Below are 24,945 nucleotides of genomic sequence, written 5' to 3'. Positions count from 1 at the left end.
GGTATTGGCGTGAATATAATACAACACCATGCAGCCCCATTTCGCAGTATATGATTCCTGCACGCCCAGCAATATGTTGAATAAAAAGGAGAAAACTATGACGGAGCATACTACAGAGAAAAACGTGAAGAGGTTTCACAAATTTGGTTTAAAAAGTCTACTGACGAAAATACTTTTATTCGTTGGAATTCCTGTTATTGTGTCTTTTTGCATTGTAGGAACGGTCATCTTGTTTCTGGTTAAAAGCAGTGTGGAAGATATGACTAAAAAAGAGCTGATTGCGAGATCGCAGGTTGCAGCAGAGGAGATGAAAGGCTACTTTAATCAATATAAAAATAAAGCAGGTCAGCTGGCCCAGTCCGCTGCACTTGAGAAATTCTTTCTGGATTTAAAACCTGGAACAGTTATTTCTGAAGAATCAGGATTTGATGATATCAAACAGACCATGGTCAAATCCTATGAGAAAGATAAAGATTCAATCGTGGCATTCTGGATTGCGGATATAGATTCCAGCCAGCTGGCCCAGTCTGACGGGTTTGTTTCTGATAGCACCTATCATGTCACGGAGCGTCCCTGGTACCAGCTTTTAGTGGATTCAGGGAGTACAATTATGACTGAGCCTTTTGAAGATTTTGCAACAAAGGCACAGATTGTAAGTATCATATCGCCTGTTTATGGAACAAATGGCAAAGAAATCATTGGTGCGGTAGGAATTGACTTTTCACTGGATGGACTTGTAAACACCATTGGTTCCTATCAGCTGGGTGAGACCGGATTTTACATACTTACATCAAAAGAAGGACAGGTAATCTATCATCCGGACAAGGCAATGTTAAACAAAAAAATTGCTGATCTGGATCTGTCCCAGAATATGAAAGAAGCAATGGCTTCTTCTTCGGAAGGATTCCTGTCGTTTACCTCGGAACAATCAGTAACTGAAGGATATGTAAATAAAGTGGGAGATACTGGCTGGACAGTAGCCGCAGGACTTCCGGTAAAGGAATTTTATAAGGGTTACCGGGCAATCACAGCATCGATGATCGCGGTATTTGCCGCTGCAGTGCTGGTGGTGGTAATTATGATTCTTCTGATATCCAGAATGATAGTTGCACCAATCAAAAAGCTGACCCGGACAGCTGATTTAATTGCTGACGGCAGACTGGATATCTCGGCGGAGGTAAGTTCCGGCGATGAGACAGGGCAGATGGCTCTTGCATTAAACCGTACTGTGGTACAGTTAAACCGGTATATCGGATATATCCGTGAGATCACCCAGGTGCTTGAGGTAATGGCAGAAGGAAATATGCAAATAGAGCTTCAGCAGGATTATAAAGGAGAATTTGTCCCTGTAAAAGAAGCGCTTTTAACCATTTCCCGGTCTTTGAACAGGACCTTAAAACTGATTCAGGCCAGTGCTGATGAGGTGGGTATCGGTGCGGACCAGGTATCTCAGGGAGCGCAGACCCTGGCCTCTGGTTCCGCACAGCAGGCAGCGACTATTGAAGAATTAACGGCTGCAATTGAATCAATGTCTGAACAGGCTGATCAAAATTTAGAGCAGGTGAAAAAAGCAGCCGTGTCCGTTCAGGAATCATCAAAGGGACTTTCAAAAAGCAATGAATTTATGGAACAGCTGAGATCAGCAATGAAAGATATCAGCAGCTCCTCTGATAAAATAAACAGCATAACAAAGGTGATTGAAGACATCGCCTTCCAGACCAATATTCTTGCCTTAAATGCTGCGGTGGAGGCCGCAAGGGCAGGAGAAGCCGGAAAGGGATTTGCAGTGGTTGCCGATGAAGTCCGCAGTCTGGCTGAGAAATCGGCCCAGGCAGCAGGGCAGACAGCAGCGATTATTGTTCATTCTGCAGATACTGTTTCCAGAGGAGAAAAATTAGTTGGTGTTACCTCTGAAACATTAACTGAGGTAGCAGTAAACTCCGGTTTTGTGGAACAGGTTATCGGAGAGATAGAAACAGCCTCTCAATCACAGGCAGAGGCAGCAAAACAGATGTCTCTGGGACTCAGTCAGGTATCTGCAGTAGTACAGTCCAATGCAGCGACTGCAGAAGAAAGCTCCGCTTCCAGCGAAGAACTGGCCGCACAGGCGCAGACTCTTCGGGATGAGGCAGGAAGATTCAAACTCGACTGAATTGAAAAAAATTATCAATAAACTGTTTTGACACTTAGGGAAAAAAGGGATATACTGGTGATATATGGAAAAAAAGGGGGATTAATCTCCCTTTTTTCGCCGGAAAGCACAGAATTCGTAGAATCTGGTTCCGGATATTATTACTGGAGGAGGCACATTCATTTATGAAGTACCTAAAGAGCAAGCTTATACTTTTTATTTCATTATTATTAATTTTTACTGTGACGTTTTTGACTGCTATTTCTTCTATTTTTTATTATCAGAGTTCTCTGGCAGAAGCTAAGAAAAACTCTTCTTACCTGGCTGCATCGTATCAGCAGGGAATCGACTCGGTGCTTGACATTTACCGGAACGAGATCACAATTACCGCATCAAAGAGCTTTCTTACAGACGGAAAGACTCCGGCAGCAGAACAGAAGCGTCTTTTGGATGAGGAGGCTCAGGCCTCCGGTTTTGATTACATTGCGGTCGCCGATTCCAAAGGTGGCAACGAACAGGGAGATCAGATCGCAGACCAGGAATTTTTCAAACAGGCAGTAAACGGGGTGACCTATATCTCAGATCCGTTCCTTAAGGAAGAGAAAAAATTAATGTTTTATATTGGTGCCCCTATTGGCAGCACAGGGAAAGTGCTGTACGGTCTGCTTCCTTATCAGGCGTTCAGTGATGAACTGACAAAGATTAAGATTGGAGAAAGCGGATACGCATTTGTGGTTAGCCGGGAGGGAAAAACCGTCATTCATCCAGATCCTGAGAATGTCATCAATCCTAAAAATTACATTGAACTTGCAAAGCAGGATTCTTCATATGAACCCACAGCCAGAATCTTTCAGGAGATGATGGCTGGAAAGACGTCAACAGGGTTCAGTTTTTATAAAGGAGTCCGCCGTTTGGTAGGCTACACTCCTCTTGACGGCCCGGAGGGCTGGTCTGTTGCCGTGACTACTCCTTTGACGCAGATCGAAGGAAATATGCGTAATACACTTCTAATGTGCGTTTTTACGGGGCTGGTATTGCTTGCAGGTTCCATTTTAATTATTAGAGTATTTGCGCAGCGTATAACCAGGCCGATCATTGCTGCGACACAGCGGATTGAGCGGCTGGCCCATGGAGATCTGCAGGATGATGTAGAACTTACCAGGGGAAAAGACGAAAGCGCCCGGCTGATTCTGGCACTTTACAATACTATCAGGGAACTTCGGTCTTATATCCTGGATATTTCCCATGTGCTCAACGCTGTGGCCAATAATGATCTGACAGTGACAAGTTCCGTGGAATACATGGGTGATTTTGTTCCCATTAAGACGGCTCTTGAAAAAATTCTTTTCTCTCTGAATACAACATTAAATAATATCGCCTGTTCAGCAGACCAGGTAGGTGCCAGCTCTGCGCAGGTAGCGTTAGGAGGACAGAATCTGGCTGCGAATTCCACAGAACAGGCCGCTACCACTGAGAGCCTGAGTCTGTCACTAGAGACTGTTTCCGGTCATATAAAGGAGAATGCCCAGTACTCCCTTACGATTAAGAGCATGACGGAATCTGCCATTCTTGAGACCCGACAGGGAGATGAGGAGATGAAAAAGCTGCAGGAATCCATGGCAAGCATAGATTCATTCTCCAAGAAGATTCAGGAAATCATACATATGATTGATGACATTGCTTTCCAGACTAACATTCTGGCATTAAATGCAGCGATCGAGGCAGCACGTGCAGGAGATGCGGGAAAAGGTTTTTCTGTCGTTGCAGATGAAGTGAGAGAACTGGCAGGGAAAAGCGCGGATGCGGCAAAGCAGACCACGGACTTAATCCACAGCACCATAGAATCCGTCGCCCAGGGGAAACACAATACCGAATCTACTGCTGAAGTATTTAAAAAGATTGTGGAGAAGACCAATACCATTGATACTCTTGTTTCCAAGGTATCCCAGTCATTAAAGAGCCAGGCAGACAGTGTGGCTCAGTTGGAAGACGGTATGTTAAAGATTTCCATGGTTACCCAGGCAAACTCAGCAACTGCAGAAGAAAGCTCCGCTACCAGCGAAGAACTGTTAAGCCAGATGCAGATGCTGAAGGAACTGATTACACAATTCCGGCTTTCTGATGTCTCGGATCAGCTTTAATATTAAAATAGAACGTTATTGAGAAAAAATGACCGGCAGGGCGTATTGACGCCCTGCATTTTTTGTATGATAATAACATCGTTATATAACAGTGTTATAAAGGAGAATAAATGGGTACTCAGGGAAATGATACACGCCTCGCTATCCTGGAAGCGGGGAAACAGGAGTTTTTAAAATATGGATACGAAGGTGCGTCCTTAAGACGGATAGCCAGAGAAGCATGTGTAACAACAGGAGCCATATACGGATATTTTCCAGGCAAGGAGGCACTTTTTGAGGAACTGACCGGAGACGCTGCAGACGGGCTGATGGAAGGATATAGAAAGATGCATGTGGATTTTGCTGCTCTGCCTCCCGACAAACAGGCAGCAGCCCTTGATGTGATCTCAGACGAAAATATTCCATGGATGGTGGATTATGTTTATGACCAGTTTGATTTATTCAAACTGATATTCTGTAAAAGCAGCAAAGAATACTGTGACAGCTACTTAAGCCAGCTGACTGAAATTGAAGAAAACTCGACCTGGGAATTTATTAAGGCGATGAAGGAATTAGGGCATGAGGTCATGGACATTGACAGCACTATCATTCATATTTTGTCCCGATCGTTTTTTCAGCAGCTATGGGAGTTTGTAGCACATGACGTTCCCAGAGAGAAGGCCCTGTCTTACGGGCTGGTACTTGGAACATTCCAGCATGCGGGCTGGAAAAAAATTATGGGGCTTTAATGCTCCATATTATTTTGATTACGGATTAGCCATAACTAACTAATGGCTGTTCCACATATGCCTAAGGAGGAAAAAAGGTGGAAGAAAAAAAGAAGCTGATGACAGAGCTTGAGGATACCGGGAAGGTCACGCTCCTGACATTTGCAGGGAATTATAAATATTTAACGTGGCTGGGATGTCTGCTGTCCGGAATCAGTGCAGTGGTTGGACTGTTTCCGTATGTATTTATGTGGAAAGCGGTGAAAGCAGCGGTAACAGCCTGGCCGGATATCAGGGCAGCGGGTGAGATGATCACTTATGGCTGGTATGCTGTGGCAGCTGCTCTTGGCAGTATGCTCATATATTTTGGTGCTCTTATGTGCACGCATTTATCCGCATTCCGTACAGCCAGGAATATGAAGACAGTTGCACTTCATCATTTAACAAAGCTGCCTGTAGGATACGTAAAACGGGCGGGAAGCGGAAAACTGCGCCGGATTATCGATGACGGGGCAGGACAGACGGAAACCTATCTGGCCCACCAGCTTCCGGATTTAACGGGGGCCATGGTAACCCCGCCTGCGGTGCTGCTGCTCCTTTTGTTTTTTGACTGGAGGTTTGGCTTAATCAGCCTTCTGCCTATGGCAGCCGGGCTCTTTGTTTTAACCCGGGTAATGATGGGAAACATGGAAAATGCCATGGCACAGTACCAGAACGCCTTAGAGGATATGAACAATGAGGCTGTGGAATATGTTAGGGGAATCCCGGTTGTAAAGACATTTCAACAAAGTATTTTTTCCTTTAAAAATTTTCATGAGGCTATTCTCCGTTATAAAAACTGGGCAGTTGCTTATACTGTTTCTTTGCGGATTCCCATGTGTGCCTATACCGTAAGCATCAATGGAATATTTGCTTTTCTCATTCCGGCAGGGCTTATTCTGACTGCGGATTTCGGATATGGAGCCTCTTATCTTAGGGTTGTTCTGGATATTATCTTTTATGTTCTCTTCACTCCTGTCTGCGTTACCATGATGGATAAAATTATGTGGACCAGTGAGAATACACTAAAAGCGAAGGATGCCTTAAACCGGGTAATGGCCATAGTAAAAGAGCCGCCGTTAAAAGAGCCGGATCAACCGAAAGTTCCAAAAGATTCTTCTGTGGAATTTAAAAATGTAACCTTTTCCTATGAAAAAGGAAAGGATCCTGCCTTACGGAATGTATCATTTCAAATTTCCCAGGGAGCCACTGTGGCAATTGTAGGTCCATCGGGAGGTGGGAAGACGACAGCAGCCAGTCTCATCCCCCGCTTTTATGACGTAGATGAGGGCAGCATCTGTGTGGGAGGAGTGGATATCAGGGAAATGAATACGGAAAAACTGATGGAGAATATCAGCTTTGTATTTCAGGACAGCCATCTTTTTAAAGATACGATTCTTAATAATATCCGGGCGGCAAGACCACAAGCATCGAGAGAGGAAGTAGAGCAGGCGGTAAAAGCGGCACGCTGTCAGGACATTATTGACAAATTCCCCGATGGGTATGAGACTGTGGTGGGCACCAGGGGCGTTTACTTATCAGGCGGAGAATGCCAGCGAATTGCCATAGCAAGAGCTGTGCTTAAGAATGCCCCCATCGTTCTTCTTGATGAAGCAACGGCATTTGCTGATCCTGACAATGAATATCAGATTCAGAAAGCCTTTGAAACCCTGGTAAAAGGAAAGACAGTACTTATGATTGCCCACCGCCTTTCCACTGTCCGGGGGGCAGACCGGATTCTAGTCATGAATCAGGGGAGGATAGAAGAGGAAGGAAGTCATGAGGAACTGATTCAAAAACAGGGGCTGTATGCAGCTATGTGGAGGGATTATCAGACCTCTGTTTCATGGAAAGTAGGTGAAAAGCATGAGTAAGTATTTACAAAGACGGTTTGCACTCAGTGAGCAGGGAGGAAACGATCTTGCAAAAGCAGTTTTTGCCTGTGCAGCGGCGAATGTGGGACTTATTTTTCCCATGGGACTAATCATTCTTTTTCTTGAAAAGCTGCTGATGCCTGTCACAGGAGAAAAAGGAACGGATATGGGGCTTCCTGGGTTTATTGGAATGAGCGTGCTCTTTCTCCTCCTTATTTTTGTTCTTCAGTATATCCAGTATAATAAAACGTTTCTGGCCTCCTATCAGGAAAGTGCCAATTTACGTATCCGGCTGGCTGAGAAATTAAGAAAAATCCCCCTTTCTTTTTTTGGTAAACGAGATTTAGCAGATTTAACCACCACCATTATGGCAGATTGTGCATGGATGGAGACTGCATTCTCCCATTTTATTCCGGAACTCATCGGTGCGCTTCTTTCAACCGCATTTGTGGGACTGGGAATGTTTTTCCTGGACTGGAAGATGGCACTGGCGCTTTTGTGGGTGATTCCCGCGGCATTTATGATTTCAGCAGGTACCAGACCAGTCATTGACCGGCTGGAGCGGAGGGAAAAATGTAAGAAGCTGGCTGCCTCCGATGGTATCCAGGAGTGTATTGAGAATATTCAGGATATCAAGGCAAACAATCAGAGAGAGTCTTATTTAAAGGAATTAGATTCAAAGCTTATTGCAGTAGAGAAAGGCACTGTTAAAATGGAGACCTTAAACGGCAGCTTAGTGACGGCATCTCAGATGGTATTACGTCTTGGAATGGCAACAACGGTTCTTTCCGGTGCGTTTCTCATGACGGAGAGGAAGCTGGATCTCATGGTATTTCTCATTTTCATGGTTGCAGCTACCCGTATCTATGGTCCGCTCACAGGCAGCTTAAATAATTTATCAGCAGTTTATTCCACACTGCTGCAGGTTGAGCGGATGAGGGCGATTGAGGAGGAACCGGTACAGGACGGAGCGGAGATAAAAGAGCTGAATGAATACGATATCGTATATGATCATGTGGGATTTTCCTACCATCAGAACGAGACTGTTTTAGAGGATGTATCCTTTTGTGCCAGACAGGGCCAGGTTACCGCACTGGTAGGTCCCTCAGGCGGAGGAAAAAGTACAGCAGCCAGACTGGCAGCCCGTTTCTGGGATGTGGAAAAGGGAAGAGTCACAATTGGAGGAGCAGATGTAAATGAGATTGATCCGGAACATCTTTTAAAGCACATCTCTGTGGTATTTCAGGATGTCATGCTTTTTAATAACACGGTCATGGAAAATATCCGCATTGGAAGAAAGGATGCCTCAGACAAAGAAGTGATGGAAGCGGCAGAAGCCGCCCAGTGTATGGAATTTATCGGCCGTCTGCCAGAAGGCTTTCAGACCAGGATCGGTGAGAACGGGTCAAAACTTTCCGGAGGAGAGAGGCAGAGGCTTTCCATTGCAAGAGCTTTATTAAAGGATGCCCCGGTCATTATTCTTGATGAAGCCACCGCTTCTCTTGATGTGGAAAACGAATCGCTGGTTCAGAGCGCAATATCAAACCTGATCCGAAGCAAGACTGTTCTCATTATCGCACACCGGATGAGAACCGTAGCTCAGGCGGACAAAATCGTAGTTTTAAAAGACGGAAAAGTGGCGGAAGAGGGGAGCCCGCAGGCTCTTTATCAAAAGGGAGGAATCTACCGTCATATGACTGACTTACAAAATCAGAGCCAGAACTGGTCAATCCGATAGTGGAGGATTGTGTTGTAAGATTGTGGGATTTATGGTATAATTACCATGCAGTTTTACAGCAGTCATAAGAAAAAGGAGGGTATTCACATGAAGTTTTTAAAGTGTAATCATTGCGGAAATATTGTAGCGGTTGTAGAAGAAAAAGGCGGCACCATTACCTGTTGTGGAGACAACATGCAGGAGATGAAAGCCAATACCACAGATGCGGCGACTGAAAAACATGTTCCGGTTATTGAGATTGATGGCCAGAGCGTTACTGTTACGGTTGGCTCAGTAGAACACCCCATGCTTCCTGAACATTTCATTGGCTGGATTGTATTAGAGACAAAGACGGGCAACCAGAGAAAGATCTTAAATCCGGGTGACAAACCGGTTGCGAAATTTATGATGGTCGAAGGCGATGAGGTCCTGGCAGCCTATGAGTACTGCAATCTTCATGGATTGTGGAAAGCAGAGAAATAAATAAAATAAAAAGCTCACAGACCTCTGGTGTGTGGGCTTTTTGGTGATATCCAGGGAAACAGTATAAGACAGGAGAATATCTTCCATGAATAAGAAAGAAGCAAGCGAATTAAAAAAGCTTTTTACCCCGGCGAATTGCGCCATCAGCCGGATCTGCGGCTGCTATGTAGATGCGGAAAAGAATAAACGGACAGAGTTAAAAGAGGCCTTTCTCTCCCTTCCGGAAGAGGAGGCATTTAAATATTTCACCATCTTTAAAGGCGCACTCTCAGGTACGCTTGGAAAAAATCTGGTAAATATGGAATTTCCGCTCCATACAGAGGAAGAGGGAGGAACTCAGAATTTCTTGTTAAAACTGAGGGACAGCCAGTTAAAGGATGACAGCCTGATTGAGGAATTTTACGACAAGGTCATAGCAAGCTATGATTACGGCGAGAACTATTACATAATCCTGATACATTGTGCCTATGATATACCTGCAAGATCTTCCGATGGCCTTGAGATGTACGATGCCTCCGATTTTGTTTATGAATTTATCCAGTGTACCATCTGCCCGGTGAAGTTGTCAAAGGCAGGTCTCTGTTATAATTCCCAGGCCAATGTTATCGAGAACAGGAACAGAGACTGGATCGTGGAGGCTCCGGATACAGGCTTTTTATTTCCGGCATTTACAGACCGCAATACAGATATTCACGGACTTGTTTATTATTCCAAGAATCCGGAACTGCTGCCGGAGCGTCTGATTGATGAATTTTTAGGCTGCGTGATTCCAATGACTGCAAAGAGCCAGAAGGAGACATTTCAGACGATTATAGAAGAAACTCTGGGAGATAGCTGTGATTTTGAGACGGTAAAGAACATTCATGATACCATCAATGAGATGCTGGAAGAAACAAAGGATGAACCGGCTCCCTTTACGATTGATAAATACCAGATGAAGAGGCTTTTGGAGAACAACGGTGCTTCACAGGAGAAGCTAGAGGAACTGGAACAGCGTTTTACCCAGGATGAACAGGAAAAGAATCCGGGATTCCTTGCTACTAATATTGTAAACGCAAGAAGTTTTGAAATCAAGACCACGGATGTGAGCATAAAAGTCGCTCCGGATAAAACCTACCTTGTTGAGAACCGTATGATCGAGGGGCGCCCCTGTATTGTAATCGGGATCAGCGAGCATGTGGAGATTAACGGGATAACAGTAAGACCGATCGCTGCGGAACGCTCCCATGAAGAAGAGGCGGATGAATAGCCTTAATTGTTTGACAGGATTTGGACCAGACAGTAGAATAATTTCTGAAAGAAATATACATCTGTCTGGTCGAAGAGAGAAAAAGGCTGTGACCAATTATCTTGCTGTACAGCCTTTGATTATGTTTTTTATTTGATCCAGATGATTTAAAATATAGGAATAAAACTTCGTTTTTCGGTTGACGCCTGTCACCAGTTCATTTAACTTCATTCGTTCATCAGCCGATTTATGAACGACATTTGCCATGTTTTCTGTAATGTTTTTCACTGCCTCTGAATTTGTACTTTGAGACTCTTTTACATGAGTTACCTTAATTCCTACATGATCCTCAGCATCTACGATTCCATCAATCAGCTTTTCGGATTCTTCAACCATAGATTTTGCTTCTTCAACAACCTTTCCTCCGTCACTGGATTTCTCAATTAGTTTTTCGAAGGTTTCCGTCATGTTTTTTAATGATTCAATAATATCGTCAGCATTTTTCTGGGATTCATCGGAGAGTTTTTTGATTTCATTTGACACAACGGCAAATCCCACACCTGCAGAGCCGGCTCTGGCAGCTTCTATGGATGCGTTAAACGACAAAAGCCTGGTCTGCTGTGCAACACTGGTTATCATATTGGTAAATCCGGAGATCTCCTTATATTGAAGTTTCAGCAGTTCGAACAGGCTGTAGAAATCCTTAAATACGTTTGAAACCTCATCCATCTTGCCTGACATACGAAAGTAAGCATTCCGCGTATCCTCAATCGCTTCTGCGGATAACTTTAAGCTGCCGGATACAGCCTCTACCGAATCGTTTGTTGTGTTAATACTGTCATCAAGACGTTTCAGCTGCATTTCAACCTTGTGAATTTCATTCAGTGTAAATTCAGTCCCTGCCAAAAGCTCATTTAATCCGTGAGTCAAGTTCCCCTCTTCTTTTAAGAGACCATTCATGTTGTGATCAGCATCAATTGCCAAATCTCCAATTAATTCCTGAATATCCTCAGAGCCATTTTGAATTGCTTTCGTCATTTTCTTTTCGTACCCATATTTAAACATAACAGCCTCCTATTCTATCGCCAGCAATATCATGGTCTGATTCACGTGGCGCTGATAAAATTGTTCGCCATAACTGATGAATCCGGTTGTATTCTGGCACGTACCGGTCAGATTCTGATCAATTACCGGCCACAGATTTTCCTGCTGGAATTTGAGAGATCTCAGTATGCAGTTAATTACTAATAGAAACTGGGGCTTAAAAGGAATTTCCTTCAACGTTTCCTTTATGGCTTCTTCGGGAGATAATGGTTCAAGAATCTTCACAAAAGAATTCGGCATGATCTGACTATAAAAAGCCAGTGATTGATTACTGTTTATCTTTTGCGGAGACGCAATATAGATTTCTGAATCGTATTCAATACCTAATGGATGATTCATGAAATGATTATTTAAATCCCTTTCAGATACTCCAAGATTTTTCGCATATTCCGTACTTGCAGGGCTTCCGTTAAAGGATCTGACAATTCTGTTCATGGGGTCAGCATCGGTTACCAGCATTTCTTTTCCGGATGGTCTGTAAATGTTCTCTTTCGCTATATACGTTTTCTTTTTACAATCAAAGAACAAACCCACACTATGTACCTTTTCTCTTCCAATATAAACAGGGGTTTCGGTAAAAGATAAATCATCTCCGGCGGAACCGCCAATCACCTTAAAATCCTTATCCATAAAATAGAGTGATGTGATTATCTTCTCCTCGACTTTAGATAACCCATCACAAAGCAGCAGTAAAATTGCATTTGGGTTATCCTTTACTTTCTGGTACGCATGTTTCATGTCTTTCATGCTCAGGGCAGGAACCGGATCAATCGGTACAATTTCAGCCATCTGGGGATCATATTCAAATCCTGAAATAATACCATTTTGATAACCCTGGGAACAATATTCCCCTGCTGCTGAACATAAGACAGTGGATTGCTTGATCTGCTGTGATAATTCATGCACAGCTGCAGGTGCACAAAATAATACAAAAGCAGAATTGCTATGGTTAACAGCATCAAGAGCAGTGCGGCAATCTTTGAAATTAACTGATTTCATTCGTTTCTCCTTCTTGTTGACTGGAACGACTGCTTCCTCTTTAAGTTAATTATTCCACACGCCGATGTCTAAAGTAGTCGAAAAATGTCGTTATATTTTAACAAATAACGATGTTATTTCCATATATTATATAACAAACGATTAAATTTTACCATAGTTTTACATAAAGTTGTTGGATATAAAAAGGCACAGGAGGGGGATATGCAGATCAAAATATTTTGCCTATCTGCTGTCCCTATGCTATACTGTAAGAAAACTACAGTGAGGAATGTAATGTGGCTGAGAGAACATTTGGCTGGGTACAGGAAGCCTATACCCTGGAGAATTTAAAAAATGTGGTGTCCGTATTTGTACCGGATTCCAGAATGAACCGGCTGCTGAAAACGGATAAAATTCCAAGGCTCATTCAGGATGAGGACAAACGGGAGGAATTCATAAAAGAACTGAATCAGGAAGAAATCCGTATTCCATATACCCATTTAAAAGGAAAAGGTACACCAAAAGGCTATACCAGAAGCAATGCACCTTGTTCCGGCATCATACAGGCGGTACTTCCCGGACAGAGAAAAGAGTATCAGTCGGACTGGCCGGCAGATTCCTTTTTAAGGTGGGCGGTCAGCATTGGATTTCTGGATTATGACCGGTCAGCGGATGTATGCTCCTTATCCATTTTAGGAAGGCAGTATGCCAATGCAGAGGAAGGAAGCATAGAGGAGGCAGAAGTTTTAAAAACGGCTCTTCTTTCCTATCCTCCGGTGTGCAGAGTGTTGTCCCTTCTCTTAAAAGAAGGACATATGACAAAATTTGAGATAGGTGCAAGGCTGGGATTTATCGGAGAAGCGGGATTTACTTCCATACCCCAGTCCATGATTATGGAGGGACTTGCTGCAGCCAAAGAGAAGGAAGAAAAGACAAAGCTTCTTCAGGATACGGAAGGAACCAGCGATAAATACGTCAGAACCATATGCAGCTGGCTGATTTGTGTTGGCTGGGTGAAGAAAATACCCAAAGAGATTAGCGGATTGTATGGGAGAAAAGATTCAGAGGTGATACCCCAGTCCTATCAGCTGACTTTAAAGGGAAGGACTATATGCAACCATATAACCGGGGGATCCAGATGCAGGAAGATACCAAAGCGGGTGATGTGGGATATGCTGGCGACAAAGGCGGCAGACCGGGAATATTTACGGAACCGGAGAGCCCATATGATTCAGTGTCTGGAAAAATCCGCACTTACTCCTTTGCAGATTCAGGAATATCTAAGGCAGAAAGGGTTGGAGGAAGAGACGGAAACTCTTCTTGATGATTTAAAGAGTTTGGAAAACATTGGATTGCAGGTCCAAAAGACCAGAGATACATACCGGATTACCGATGAAATTACGGGGCTTTCACTTCCAGATACACTTAAGGCTTCTATTCCCGTGAAATCAGAAGTTTCCATACTAAAGGATTATTTACGTTCTCATTTAACCCATATAGACCATAAATACTTAATTCTTGTAGATTTAGGCTATGACGGCACTTCAGACCGGGATTACGAGATTCAGACAGCCCAGCTGCTTACGGCAGAGCTTTCGTTTCATGGGGGAAGGCTTGGGGATACCAGAAAGCCGGATGTCTGCATTTACTACGAAGACAACGGACTTATCATTGACAATAAAGCGTATGGAAAGGGATATTCCCTTCCTATAAAACAGGCTGATGAGATGTACCGCTATATAGAAGAAAATAAGGAGCGCAGTGAGCTGATAAACCCTAATTGTTGGTGGAACATTTTTGGCGAAGAGGTAAAAGCATTTCATTTCGCCTTTCTGTCAGGAGAGTTTACGGGAGGTTTCCGGGACAGATTAAATCATATTTCCATGCGTTCCGGCATAAAGGGGGCAGCAGTGAATTCTGCTAATCTGCTTCTTATTGCAGAAAAGTTAAAAGCAGGAACAATGGGATACGAGGAATTCTTCCGATTGTTTGATACCAACGATGAAATTTTGTTTTTGAATCAATAATGACAGGGAGGTATGATAATATGACACTGGGAGATTATCTTCCCTTTTGGAATAAGCTGACAGAGAAACAGAGAGAGAGACTGTCATCAAAGTCAAATAAAATCAGATTTCAAAAAGGGATGCTGGTACATGGGGAATCCGATGAATGCAGCGGTTTTCTTCTTGTAACAGAAGGTCAGTTAAGAGTGTTTACCATTTCAGATGAAGGTCGGGAACTTACTTTGTACCGGTTGTTTGAACGGGATATCTGTCTGTTTTCCGGTTCCTGTATGGTGAAAAATATTCAGTTTGATGTGACAGTGGAGGCAGAACAGGATACGGCAGTGTTTCAGATTCCTGCCGATGTCTACCGTGATTTAATGGAAGAATCGGCTGTGATCTCAAACTTCACCAATGAACTGATGGCCTCCAGATTTTCTGATGTTATGTGGCTGATGGATCAGGTGATGAATAAAAAAATGGATGGAAGGCTTGCTGCATTTTTGCTGGAAGAGTGCAGACTCAATGAAACAAAGGAACTTTCCATCACTCATGAGCAGATTGCCCGTCATCTAGGTACTGCAAGAGAAGTAGTAACCCGCCTGCTTCGCCTGTTTCAGGGAGAGAACCTGGTTAAGATTACACGGGGAACAGTGGAACTGCTGGATGAAAATGGGCTGGAAGTGCTGGCTGCCCATAGTTTGAGATAGATTTCAAGTATTATTAAAAAGTTTATAAAAATTTTATAATACACAAAGGATGAAGAAATGAAAGATATGGTACCTCAATTTTTTTTATCAATGAAGCATTATACGAAGGAACAGCTTTTTAAAGACCTGGTCTCCGGAATCATTGTTGCCATCATTGCACTTCCGCTGTCCATTGCCCTGGCATTAGCCAGCGGTGTTACTCCCGAACAAGGGCTTTATACAGCCATTACAGCCGGTTTTGTGATCTCTTTTCTGGGAGGAAGCAAGGTTCAGATCGCAGGCCCTACCGCAGCATTTGCATCGATCGTGGCAGGAATTGCCGCAAAAAATGGTTTTGAAGGACTGGTACTTGCAACTGTACTGGCAGGAATCTTTCTGGTTATCATGGGATTATTGCAGATGGGAAGCCTGATCCGTTTTATTCCTTATACAATAACTACAGGCTTTACGACAGGTATTGCAGTTACTATTTTTATTGGGCAGATCAAGGATTTTCTGGGACTTACCTTTAAACATGCGCCCATTGAAACACTTGAAAAAGTAAGTGAGGTTGCAAACAGCATGGGAACGCTTAATCCAATGGCACTCGCGGTAGGATTGGCAGCGATCATTATTCTCATTGTATGGCCAAGATTTTTTAAGACCATACCACCGTCACTGGTTGCCGTCATCTTTACAGCGGGGATTGTGAAAGCTTTACATCTTCCTGTAAATACCATAGGGGATTTATATACCATATCATCGGATCTTCCTGTATTTCATTTTCCTGTGTTCACTATAAGTATGGTGCAAAAGGTGATGCCTGATGCAATTACCATAGCAGTGCTTGCAGCGGTGGAATCCTTACTGTCCTGTGTTGTTGCAGACGGAATGGTTGGGAGCAGGCATAATTCCAATATGGAGCTGGTTGCCCAGGGGGCCGGAAATATCTGTTCCGCACTTTTTGGGGGGATTCCGGCTACAGGAGCCATAGCAAGAACTGCGGCAAATATAAAAAACGGCGGAAGAACTCCTGTTGCAGGCATGGTTCATGCTTTGATGCTTCTGCTGGTTCTTGTATTTTTAATGCCTTATGCTGCGCTTATTCCCATGCCGGCCATAGCAGCAATTCTCTTTATGGTAGCTTATAACATGAGTGAGTGGAGATCCTTTCTTTCCATTATCAAAACGGCTCCCAAAAGTGACTGGTCCGTGCTTCTTGTAACTTTTGTATTTACCGTTGCGTTTGATCTTGTTACAGCCATTGCAGTTGGAGTTTTATTTGCTTCCCTGCTGTTTATGAAACGAATGGCAGATGTAACTGAAGTGAGCAGCTGGAAGTACATAGAAGATGAAGGAGAAAACAGCAAAGATTCTATAGATCTAAAGCCTGTGCCAAAGCATGTGGCGGTATTTGAAGTAAGTGGTCCCATGTTTTTCGGCGTGGCCCAAAAGTTTTCCCAATTGATTATCGATGAGAGAAAGACCGTGCTGATTCTTCGTATGAGAGGTGTTCCTGCTATGGATGCGACGGCGTTAAAAAGTCTGGAAAAGCTGCATCAGGATTTAAAGAAAAAGCATGTAACTCTGATTTTATCCCATGTAAATGAGCAGCCCATGTCCATGATGGACCGTGCTGGTTTTCTGGATACAGTAGGAAGAGAGAACCTGGCGGGCTGTATCGATGAAGCGCTTTCTTTTGCGGCCGACCTGTAATATAGTTTAAATGAATAAGGGATGGAACAAACACACATAATAGTGTGTGTTCCGTCCCTTATTTTTTTGTACAATTCCATTGATTGTGAAATATGCATAAAAAAACATTAAAAAAATGTGCAATAGAGACATATTGACACTAACATACTAATATGTTAGTATGTTAGTAACATATTAATGAGGAGGATTTCATATGAGAAAACAAATTATGGCAACATTATTAATCGCTGCTATGGCAGTTACAGCCACAGGATGCGGCGCTGCATCAAACGGTGGAAGTGAATCAGCAGGTTCCGGTGGAAAAACAAAGACATATACGTTAAAAGTAGGTACTGTTTTAACGGAAGCAGATCCGATCTATTTAGGACTGGAACAGTTTAAGAAGAATGTGGAGGAAAAGACAGGTGGGAATGTAAAGGTAGAACTTTATTCCGGATCCCAGCTCGGTGCAGACGAAGATGTTTTAGAGCAGGCTAAGGTTGGTGCAGGTGTAGGAATTATTACAGATCCCGGACGTATGGCTAATTATATTAAGGATTTTGGTATCTTAAGCGGTCCATATCTTGCTGATGATTACGAGGGTGCACTGGCACTTATGAATACTTCTGTATATAAGGATCTTGCAGATGAGTTTAAGAATGATGGTTTTAAAATTTTATCTTTTAACTATTACCAGGGCAGCAGAAACCTCTTTACAAAGACTCCCGTTTCCAAACCGGAAGACTTGAATGGTTTAAGAATCAGAAGTTCAGGCTCTGATGTAGTTACAAAATCACTGGAAGCAATGGGAGCCAATACAACAGTTCTTGCCTGGTCCGAAGCATATCAGGCTCTGCAGCAGAAGGTAATTGAAGGTGTGGAAGTACATAACTCCGCAGCGGTTGGATCAAGTATCTATGAGGTTACAGATTATGTTACATTAACAGGTCATTTCCAGTTGCTCACCGGACTGGTAATCTCAAATGACTGGTTTGACAAATTACCGGAAGATTATCAGAAAATTCTGGAAGAAGAATCTTATAATGCCGGTAAGAATGCTTCCTCAATTGTCATTGAAAAAGACGATGAATTTCTTCAGAAATGCATTGATGGCGGTGTAGAAGTTGTGGACTGTGACAAGGAAGCATTTAAGAAAGCCGCAGATAAGGCTTACGATGAACTGGGCTATCGTGAATTAAAGGACAAATTAGTAGCTGAACTTGGAAAATAACAGAACGGAGTTTTTAAAATGTTAGAACACGTGGAAGAGATTTTTGAAAGCATCGGATTATCGCTGCTGATTATATTGGTATTTTCGGCGGCAGTATTACGATTTTTTGGAGTTGATATGTCATGGTCCACAGATCTGGCACAACTTACCTTTGCCTGGGTCTGCTTTATAGGAGCAGATCTGGCAATTCGGAAAAACAGGCATATGGGTGTTGATATGCTGGTCAACCGTTTCCCACTTAAAGTAAGAAATGGGATTTACCTTTTCAACAGCATTTTGATGCTTTGCTTTCTGGCTTTTGTAGTATATTACGGAACCAATTTGTGTGTTACCAACTTTCAGAGAAAGTTTAATACACTGCCCATCAGCTATTCTTTTGCAACGGCAAGCGGTCCCGTAGGAGGTCTTCTTATGATTTTTACTGTGGTTGCAAACATTAGAAAGTATATAGGCAACTTTATAAAGAAGGACTATACAAATCTTGTAAAAGCAGAAGCGGAAGGAGGGGATATCCTGTGATTTGGCTCGGATTAACGTTTGTATTCTTATTAGCAATTGGTATGCCGGTTGCATTTTCCGTTGGAATATCAAGTCTGGTATATTTTGTGGTAGAGCAGGTGCCGGTACAGATCGTAATACAGAGAATGGTAAGCAGTACCCAGTCCTTTTCACTGCTGGCAGTTCCGTTTTTTGTTCTTGCAGGTAATCTGATGAATGAGACCGGTATCACAAAACGGTTAATTAAATTTTCCACTGTACTTACCGGTCACATGCTTGGCGGTCTGGCTCAGGTATCCGTAGTTCTGAGTCTGCTGATGGGTGGAATCTCCGGTTCTGCAACTGCAGATGCAGCTATGGAATGCCGGATTCTTGGACCCGATATGGAAAAACGTGGTTTCAATAAAGGCTTTACAGCAGCCATCCTGGCAATGGGTGGTCTGATCACAGCAACTTTTCCTCCCAGCGTTGGACTGATTCTTTATGGTGTAACAGGAGAAGTCTCCATCGGACGTCTGTTTATGGCCGGTGTAATCCCCAGTCTGCTTATGACCATTTTCCTGATGATTGCAGTTCATGTTACATCCAAAAAGAGAAATTATGCAAAAGAGTTTGAAAAGGCACCGTCATTAAAGGATGTATTTACTGGGATTGCAGATAATATCTGGGCTATCATGTTTCCGATTATATTAATTGTTGGAATTCGTTTTGGGTTATTTACACCATCAGAGGCTGGTGCGTTTGCTGTAGTATATGCGTTTCTGGTTGGAATCTTTGTCTATAAAGAACTGACTCTTAAGAAACTGTTTCACGTATTAAAGCAGACAGGAGTAGATCTGGCAGTTATTATGTTTATTATCATCTGCTCCAATGCATTTGGCTACGCACTTGTAACCGGTCAGGTTCCTCAGACGCTGGCAGCACTGATTTCGGGAATCTCTTCAAATAAATATGTGGTTCTGGCAATTGTAATGGTATTCGTTTTTGTCGTTGGAATGTTCATGGAAGCAACTGCTAACGTATTGATTCTGACACCTATTTTCCTGCCTATTATGACAACGCTGGGAATTGATCCGGTTCATTTTGGAATTCTTTTCATGATATTAGTAACAATGGGAGGCATGACCCCACCTATCGGTGTAACGATGTATACGGCATGTGGAATTCTGGATTGTCCGGTTGAAGTCTACACCAAAGAATCGTTGCCGTTTATCATCGCGGTTGTAGCGCTTTTAGTTATACTGGCGTTGTTCCCGCAAATTGTACTATTTATACCAAATCTGGTTTATGGCTAACAGCAAGAAAGGATAAGAGAACATGAGATTGTCATTTGAGGAAATACAAGGTGAAATAAAGAGAGTATTTATGAAATACGGATTAAGTGAAGAGAAGGCGGAGATCTGCGCCAGAATTCACACCGAATCTACTAATGACGGAATTTATTCACATGGAACCAACCGTGTGTCAAGATTTGTTGACTACATTAAAAAAGGCTGGGTAGATGTGAATGCGGAGCCAACCGTTGAAAAATCATTTGGAGCGATTGAGGTCATGAATGGTAATATGGGACCTGGTATTTTAAATGCTCTAAAGGGAACAGACCGTGCGATGGAACTTGCAGACCAGTTTGGTATAGGCATGGTGGGACTTAAGAATACAACCCATTGGATGAGGGGCGGTACTTATGGACTTCATGCAGCAAAGAAAGGTTATATTGCAATCATGTGGACCAATACAGAGTCCTGCATGCCGCCGTGGGGTGGAAAAGAGTGTAAGCTTGGAAACAATCCCTTTGTAATGGCTATGCCAGGTCCGGACGGAGGAGATCCAATCCAGATGGATATGGCCATTTCACAGTATGCATACGGAAAACTCCAGGTTACAAGACTTGCTGGCAAAAAACTTCCGTTCCCAGGTGGCTTTGATAAAGATGGTAACGTTACTGATGATCCAGGTGCAATTGAAGAGTCTATGAGAATTATGCCCATCGGCTATTGGAAAGGATCCAGTTTCTCCTTTATGCTTGATATCCTTGGTTCAGCGTTAACAGGAGGAATTGGTGCGGCAGATCTGGATCAGAAAAATATGGGAAGCTGCGGAGGCGCTTCTCAGGTAATTATTGTGATTGATCCTAATAAGACTACAACTATGGACGAGATGTCTGAAACAGTGAAAAAGGCGATTGCACATATCAAGAGTTCTGAACCGTCAGAGAAGTCTTCCGGCATTATCGCACCAGGAGAAGATTATATCCAGTTCCGGAAGGACCATGATGCAAACGGTATTTTCGTTGATGACAGTGTATGGGAAGAGATAAAATCCTTATAAAGGCAGGAAGAGGTAACTTATGATATTGGATCAGATCATTCATTTGAATCGCTATATCTCTGCGGATGACGGAATAAAGGCAGCCCTAAAGTTCATTTATTCCCATAAAGATGAGGCTGAGATGCCGGATGGAAAATATGAAATCATAAAAGATCAGGTGACCGCATTCGTGGTATCTAAGGATACGGTAAATCAGTCGTCTGCTGAGATGGAGATTCATAAGAAATTCATGGATATCCATTATGTACTTAAGGGAAAGGAAATGTGCTGTCTTGCAGATCTTCCCCAGGATATAGAATCCTGCAGTTATGATGAAGAAGCAGATATTACATTTTTTCCTGGTAAATCAACGGATTCTATTACCATTGGTAGAGGGGATTTCTATGCGGTGTGGCCGTATGAACCTCATAAACCTTTGTGTAATCCAGGAGAGAAATCTGAGTTCGTTAAAAAAATAATCTGTAAAGTAAAGATAGACGGCGATAAGTAAATCTTATAAAAATACACAGGGGGGACAGGACTGTCCGAGGTTATATATCTGGATTTCATATGCAAAATATGGTAAAATATGTGATAGAAGTCCGGTAATGGTCTTTTTAAAATAAGAAATAAATATTTAAAATAAGGATGGTACTGCATGCAAATTACTGCACGATATGCGAAAGAAACTGCCAGAGAGTATGCGCTTAGAATGTTAAGAGAAAATATTATTTCCATGGAATTAAAGCCAGGAAGTCCGGTCAGTGTTTATGAGTTATCAGAAGAACTTGGAATCAGCAGGACCCCTGTCAGAGAGGCTCTGCTGGAACTGAACAGGGCAAGAATTATAGAAGTATATCCCCAGAGGGGAAGCATTATTGCTTACATTGATACGGATATGGTAGAGGAGGCAAGATTCTTAAGGGCAGTTCTGGAAGTGGCTATAGTAAAATTGGCATGCGATATTGTCAGACCTGAGGATATTGTTGAACTGGAAATGAATGTGAAGATGCAGGAGGTATGTGCTGAGAGCCACATGCATAGTAAACTGCTTCAGCTGGATAATGAATTTCATTTTAAGTTATACAAGATGTGCAAAAAGGAGGATATCTTTATGATTAAAGATATGATGTCCATCCATTTTGACCGCGTCCGGAATATGAGTCTGAATGCTGTAAAAGATTTAAAAATTGTAAATGATCATAAAACTATTCTGGAAGCAATCCGGAATAAGGACAAAGAAGCGGCTAAGAAATGTATGGAAAAGCATCTTAGCGGTTATTCGGTAGATGATGAATCTCAGATGAGAGAGCTTTATCCGGAATATTTTAAGGATAATGCAAAGCGGTTGTCTGAAACAAAACAATAAAAGTGGCAGAGCAGGGTTTTATAAAGTCCTGCTCTGTTTTGAAAGGATATACAATGAAAGTCTTACGAGTGACGAATCCTGGAGTTATAGAAGTTCAAAATGATACGAAACCGGTGATTGAAAAGGCAGATGAAGTTATAATTAAGGTTCAATCAGCTGGAATATGCGGTTCCGATATCAGCATTTATAAAGGTACATCACCGGTTGCTACATATCCCCGTATAATTGGGCATGAATTTACTGGCGAAATAACGCAGATGGGTAAAGATGTTAATCGGATAAAGGATTTTAAGGTCGGGGATCATGTTGTGGTGAATCCGGTATGCAGCTGTGGAACATGCCGGATCTGCCAGAAGAAAAGGGAAAATGTATGCGCGAATTTATCGGTGATGGGAGTGCATAGAGATGGCGGCTACGGGGAATATGTAAAAGTACCCGCAAAGAACGTATTTGCCGTCAGTAAGGATATCCCATGGGAAAAAGCAGCAATCGTGGAACCATATACGGTAGCTGCGCAGGTAACTTCCCGGGGAGGAGTGGAAGCGGGAGATACGGTTTTGATCTGCGGAAGCGGACAGATCGCATTGACCATTTTACAGGTCTGCAATATCCTTGGTGCCAGATGCATTATGACGGATCTGGTAGAGGACCGTTTAAAACGGGCAGAGGAATTTGGCGCGTTTAAGACCATTCATTCAGGAAAAGAAGATGTAGTAGCAAGAGTAAAGGAAATTACTGATGGAATCGGTGCTGATGTTGCCATAGATGCAGCGTGTGTAGGTAAAACCCTGGAAGAGGCAGCGTTAGCGGTTCGTTCCGGAGGGGTGGTTGTTACGATGGGATTCCATGACACCTTAACACCGATTACGGAATTTCAGATCACATCAAGAGAACTGGATATCAGAGGTTCCAGACTCAATAATAATAAATTCCCTCAGGTAATTGAATGGTTTGAAAGCGGAAAGCTGGATCCGGGCAGGATTATTACAGACCGGTTCCATTTTACAGAGATAGAAAAGGCTTTTGAGAAATTGAAAAATGAGCCGGAATCAACCATGAAGATAATTTTGACATTTTAGGTATAGTTATTAAAAAAAGAGTGGCGCGCCTTATTTTATAAGAGTTCGCCACTCTTTTTATTTTAAACATCCATCTCTTTATTGACCAACTAATTGATCCAGAGATTTAAACTGATACCCCATTTCTTCCCATTTGGTCAGGAGCTCATCAAGTATTTGCGCATTCGTACTGGAAGTACTGTGCAATAGCACAATGGCTCCGGGGTGAATCCGCCCTAAAAGCTTTTTAAAGGCCTCTTCCTTGGCAGGCTGTTTATCCTGATACCAGTCCACATAGGCAAGACTCCAGAAAAAAGTTTTATATCCCATCTCATTTGCCATCTGTAAGTTGGATTCATTGTATTTGCCCTGAGGCGGACGATAATACTTTTTCATCTGCTGCCCGGTGGTTTGCTCAAATAATGTTTCTAAGTCACCCAGCTCTTTTTCAAAGGCTTCCTTCGAACTCATTTTGGACATATCCGGGTGATGGTAAGTATGGTTACCTACTGTGTGCCCTTCTGCTATCATCCGTTTCACCAGATCTGGCGCAGTTTCTATGTAGTTGCCCACAACAAAAAAGGTGGCAGGTGCATGGTGTTTTTTTAATGCATCCAGAATCCCGGCAGTATTCCCGTTTTCATATCCTGCATCGAAGGTTAAATACAGGACCTTATCTTTGGTTTTATCTGCATAATAAGCATTGAACTGTTTTAAATAATCCATGGTGGCATTGGCTACCGGCGGCTGCCCTTCCTGCTGGAAGCTTAATCCCCAGTTTCCCTCTGCAGCAGCTTCTACAGCACGATGATGCCCAATCAGCATAGCTCCCATACGCCCGGCATAAAAGGCGCACAACAACAACAGAAATATCTTCAGGGCGTTCTTTCCCTTTTCAGGGGAAACGGAAACTGTTCTGATTTTATCCGCCAGTCTTAATCGGTTGAACCATTTCATAGTAAAACTCCGTTATGTACGTTTGTTTCAATATATGACAGAGTTTCGGAAATATATGCAGAAGGATTAATGTTCAGACCATTTCTCTCCCCAGATTTTCATCTGATTGACCACGTTTTGTAAATCCATGCCTTTCTCTGTCAGGGTGTAATAGACTGCTGGCGGTATGGTTGGACACCATCACCATGACACAGGGAGAGGTGAAAGTCGGAGATCCGCTGCCTTTACCCGTTCAGATGGAGATACTGGCAGCTCTGGGAATTCCGGCAGAAAAACAGAGAAAGGATTGCCCAATTGCCATAGCATCAACCGGTCATTCCAAAGTAATGATTGGCATCACAGAGCCAAACCTGCTTCATCAATTAAAACCAGATCTTGCAAAGCTCACAGAAATCAGCTTTCGAACCGGCTGCAATGGATACTATGTATTTACACTTCACCCAGATGACCCCATTCTTGTTCATGGAAGAATGTTCGCGCCGGCCATTGGAATTGCAGAAGACCCTGTGACGGGAAATGCCAACGGACCTTTAGGGGCTTACTTCATCACGTACGGACTGTTTGGTAAAGAGAAAGAGGAATTTGCGTTTGAAGCGGTACAGGGGGAAGCCATCGGGCGTATGGGAAAGATTGGAGTTAAGGTATTAATCGCACAGGGAAAGCCGGTAAAAGTAAAAATTACAGGCAGAGCAGTGATTGTCTTCTCAACAGAATTGGAATTATAACAAAAAAA

At 42.9% G+C, this 24,945-nt stretch carries 22 protein-coding genes; 18 read left to right on the top strand and 4 right to left on the bottom strand.

Annotation, left to right across the window (positions count from 1 at the left end; translation table 11 throughout):
- Positions 1–97: 97 nt before the first annotated feature.
- The 7 genes from RZO55_RS16660 (at position 98) to RZO55_RS16630 (ending at position 10,341) form a co-directional block, all read left to right on the top strand.
- Positions 98–2,152, top strand: a complete 2,055-nt coding sequence (locus RZO55_RS16660) for a methyl-accepting chemotaxis protein (protein WP_318065369.1) — start codon at positions 98–100, stop codon at positions 2,150–2,152.
- Positions 2,153–2,316: 164 nt separating this feature from the next.
- On the top strand, positions 2,317–4,272 hold the full coding sequence (locus RZO55_RS16655; protein WP_318065368.1) for a methyl-accepting chemotaxis protein: 1,956 nt from the start codon (positions 2,317–2,319) through the stop codon (positions 4,270–4,272).
- Positions 4,273–4,382: 110 nt separating this feature from the next.
- Entirely contained in the window at positions 4,383–5,000 is a 618-nt protein-coding gene (locus tag RZO55_RS16650; RefSeq protein ID WP_318065367.1) for a TetR/AcrR family transcriptional regulator, read from the top strand.
- A 77-nt stretch (positions 5,001–5,077) separates the two neighbouring features.
- On the top strand, positions 5,078–6,892 hold the full coding sequence (locus RZO55_RS16645) for an ABC transporter ATP-binding protein (RefSeq protein ID WP_369293219.1): 1,815 nt from the start codon (positions 5,078–5,080) through the stop codon (positions 6,890–6,892).
- Positions 6,885–8,630 carry an ABC transporter ATP-binding protein gene (locus RZO55_RS16640; RefSeq protein ID WP_318065366.1) on the top strand — a complete coding sequence of 582 codons (1,746 nt, stop codon included), beginning with the start codon at positions 6,885–6,887 and terminating at the stop codon, positions 8,628–8,630. Before RZO55_RS16645 ends, RZO55_RS16640 begins: the two co-directional genes overlap by 8 nt.
- Before the next feature lie 87 nt (positions 8,631–8,717).
- Positions 8,718–9,092 carry a desulfoferrodoxin family protein gene (locus tag RZO55_RS16635; protein WP_318065365.1) on the top strand — a complete coding sequence of 125 codons (375 nt, stop codon included), beginning with the start codon at positions 8,718–8,720 and terminating at the stop codon, positions 9,090–9,092.
- An 85-nt stretch (positions 9,093–9,177) separates the two neighbouring features.
- Positions 9,178–10,341: a DUF4317 domain-containing protein gene (locus RZO55_RS16630; protein WP_318065364.1), complete on the top strand. Its 1,164-nt coding sequence runs from the start codon at positions 9,178–9,180 to the stop codon at positions 10,339–10,341.
- 96 nt (positions 10,342–10,437) lie between these two features.
- Here RZO55_RS16630 and RZO55_RS16625 read toward each other — a convergent pair whose 3' ends face one another.
- Positions 10,438–11,385 (bottom strand): methyl-accepting chemotaxis protein, encoded by a 948-nt coding sequence (locus RZO55_RS16625; protein WP_318065363.1) that lies wholly within the window; start codon positions 11,383–11,385, stop codon positions 10,438–10,440.
- Positions 11,386–11,394: 9 nt separating this feature from the next.
- Positions 11,395–12,423: an FIST signal transduction protein gene (locus tag RZO55_RS16620; protein ID WP_318065362.1), complete on the bottom strand. Its 1,029-nt coding sequence runs from the start codon at positions 12,421–12,423 to the stop codon at positions 11,395–11,397.
- Positions 12,424–12,698: 275 nt separating this feature from the next.
- Between RZO55_RS16620 and RZO55_RS16615 the strand changes: the two genes are divergently transcribed.
- The 10 genes from RZO55_RS16615 (at position 12,699) to RZO55_RS16570 (ending at position 23,276) form a co-directional block, all read left to right on the top strand.
- The gene (locus RZO55_RS16615; protein ID WP_318065361.1) at positions 12,699–14,429 is read left to right on the top strand and encodes a restriction endonuclease FokI C-terminal domain-containing protein; all 1,731 of its coding nucleotides are present in this window, start codon (positions 12,699–12,701) and stop codon (positions 14,427–14,429) included.
- Between the two features lie 20 nt (positions 14,430–14,449).
- Positions 14,450–15,118, top strand: a complete 669-nt coding sequence (locus tag RZO55_RS16610; protein ID WP_318065360.1) for a Crp/Fnr family transcriptional regulator — start codon at positions 14,450–14,452, stop codon at positions 15,116–15,118.
- Positions 15,119–15,208: 90 nt separating this feature from the next.
- Entirely contained in the window at positions 15,209–16,813 is a 1,605-nt protein-coding gene (locus RZO55_RS16605; RefSeq protein WP_336624316.1) for a SulP family inorganic anion transporter, read from the top strand.
- Between the two features lie 193 nt (positions 16,814–17,006).
- Positions 17,007–18,023, top strand: a complete 1,017-nt coding sequence (locus RZO55_RS16600) for a C4-dicarboxylate TRAP transporter substrate-binding protein (RefSeq protein WP_318065358.1) — start codon at positions 17,007–17,009, stop codon at positions 18,021–18,023.
- An 18-nt stretch (positions 18,024–18,041) separates the two neighbouring features.
- A complete protein-coding gene (locus RZO55_RS16595) occupies positions 18,042–18,542 on the top strand; it encodes a TRAP transporter small permease (protein ID WP_318065357.1) in 501 nt (166 codons plus the stop codon).
- Entirely contained in the window at positions 18,539–19,816 is a 1,278-nt protein-coding gene (locus RZO55_RS16590; protein WP_318065356.1) for a TRAP transporter large permease, read from the top strand. Before RZO55_RS16595 ends, RZO55_RS16590 begins: the two co-directional genes overlap by 4 nt.
- 22 nt (positions 19,817–19,838) lie before the next feature.
- Entirely contained in the window at positions 19,839–20,849 is a 1,011-nt protein-coding gene (gene yiaK, locus RZO55_RS16585) for a 3-dehydro-L-gulonate 2-dehydrogenase (RefSeq protein WP_318065355.1), read from the top strand.
- A gap of 19 nt (positions 20,850–20,868) precedes the next feature.
- Positions 20,869–21,339, top strand: coding sequence for a NanQ anomerase/TabA/YiaL family protein (locus RZO55_RS16580; RefSeq protein ID WP_318065354.1), 471 nt, complete (start codon positions 20,869–20,871; stop codon positions 21,337–21,339).
- A 147-nt stretch (positions 21,340–21,486) separates the two neighbouring features.
- Complete coding sequence (locus tag RZO55_RS16575; protein WP_318065353.1) at positions 21,487–22,197, top strand: GntR family transcriptional regulator; 711 nt, start codon at positions 21,487–21,489, stop codon at positions 22,195–22,197.
- Between the two features lie 53 nt (positions 22,198–22,250).
- On the top strand, positions 22,251–23,276 hold the full coding sequence (locus RZO55_RS16570) for a zinc-binding alcohol dehydrogenase family protein (protein ID WP_318065352.1): 1,026 nt from the start codon (positions 22,251–22,253) through the stop codon (positions 23,274–23,276).
- Positions 23,277–23,354: 78 nt separating this feature from the next.
- Here RZO55_RS16570 and pdaA read toward each other — a convergent pair whose 3' ends face one another.
- Both pdaA and RZO55_RS25920 read right to left on the bottom strand, forming a co-directional pair.
- On the bottom strand, positions 23,355–24,212 hold the full coding sequence (gene pdaA / locus RZO55_RS16565) for a delta-lactam-biosynthetic de-N-acetylase (RefSeq protein WP_336624315.1): 858 nt from the start codon (positions 24,210–24,212) through the stop codon (positions 23,355–23,357).
- Between the two features lie 66 nt (positions 24,213–24,278).
- The gene (locus RZO55_RS25920) at positions 24,279–24,341 is read right to left on the bottom strand and encodes a hypothetical protein (RefSeq protein ID WP_369293221.1); all 63 of its coding nucleotides are present in this window, start codon (positions 24,339–24,341) and stop codon (positions 24,279–24,281) included.
- 41 nt (positions 24,342–24,382) lie between these two features.
- Here RZO55_RS25920 and RZO55_RS16560 point away from each other — a divergent pair, with 41 nt between their 5' ends.
- Complete coding sequence (locus RZO55_RS16560) at positions 24,383–24,937, top strand: PhzF family phenazine biosynthesis isomerase (protein ID WP_318065351.1); 555 nt, start codon at positions 24,383–24,385, stop codon at positions 24,935–24,937.
- The last annotated feature ends 8 nt before the right edge of the window (positions 24,938–24,945 follow it).

The sequence above is a fragment of the Clostridium boliviensis genome, assembly GCF_033342255.1.
Classification (GTDB): Bacteria; Bacillota; Clostridia; order Lachnospirales; family Lachnospiraceae; genus Lacrimispora; species Lacrimispora boliviensis.
The sequence above is the reverse complement of the archived record's forward strand: the minus strand, read 5'-3'. Positions and strand labels throughout refer to the sequence as shown.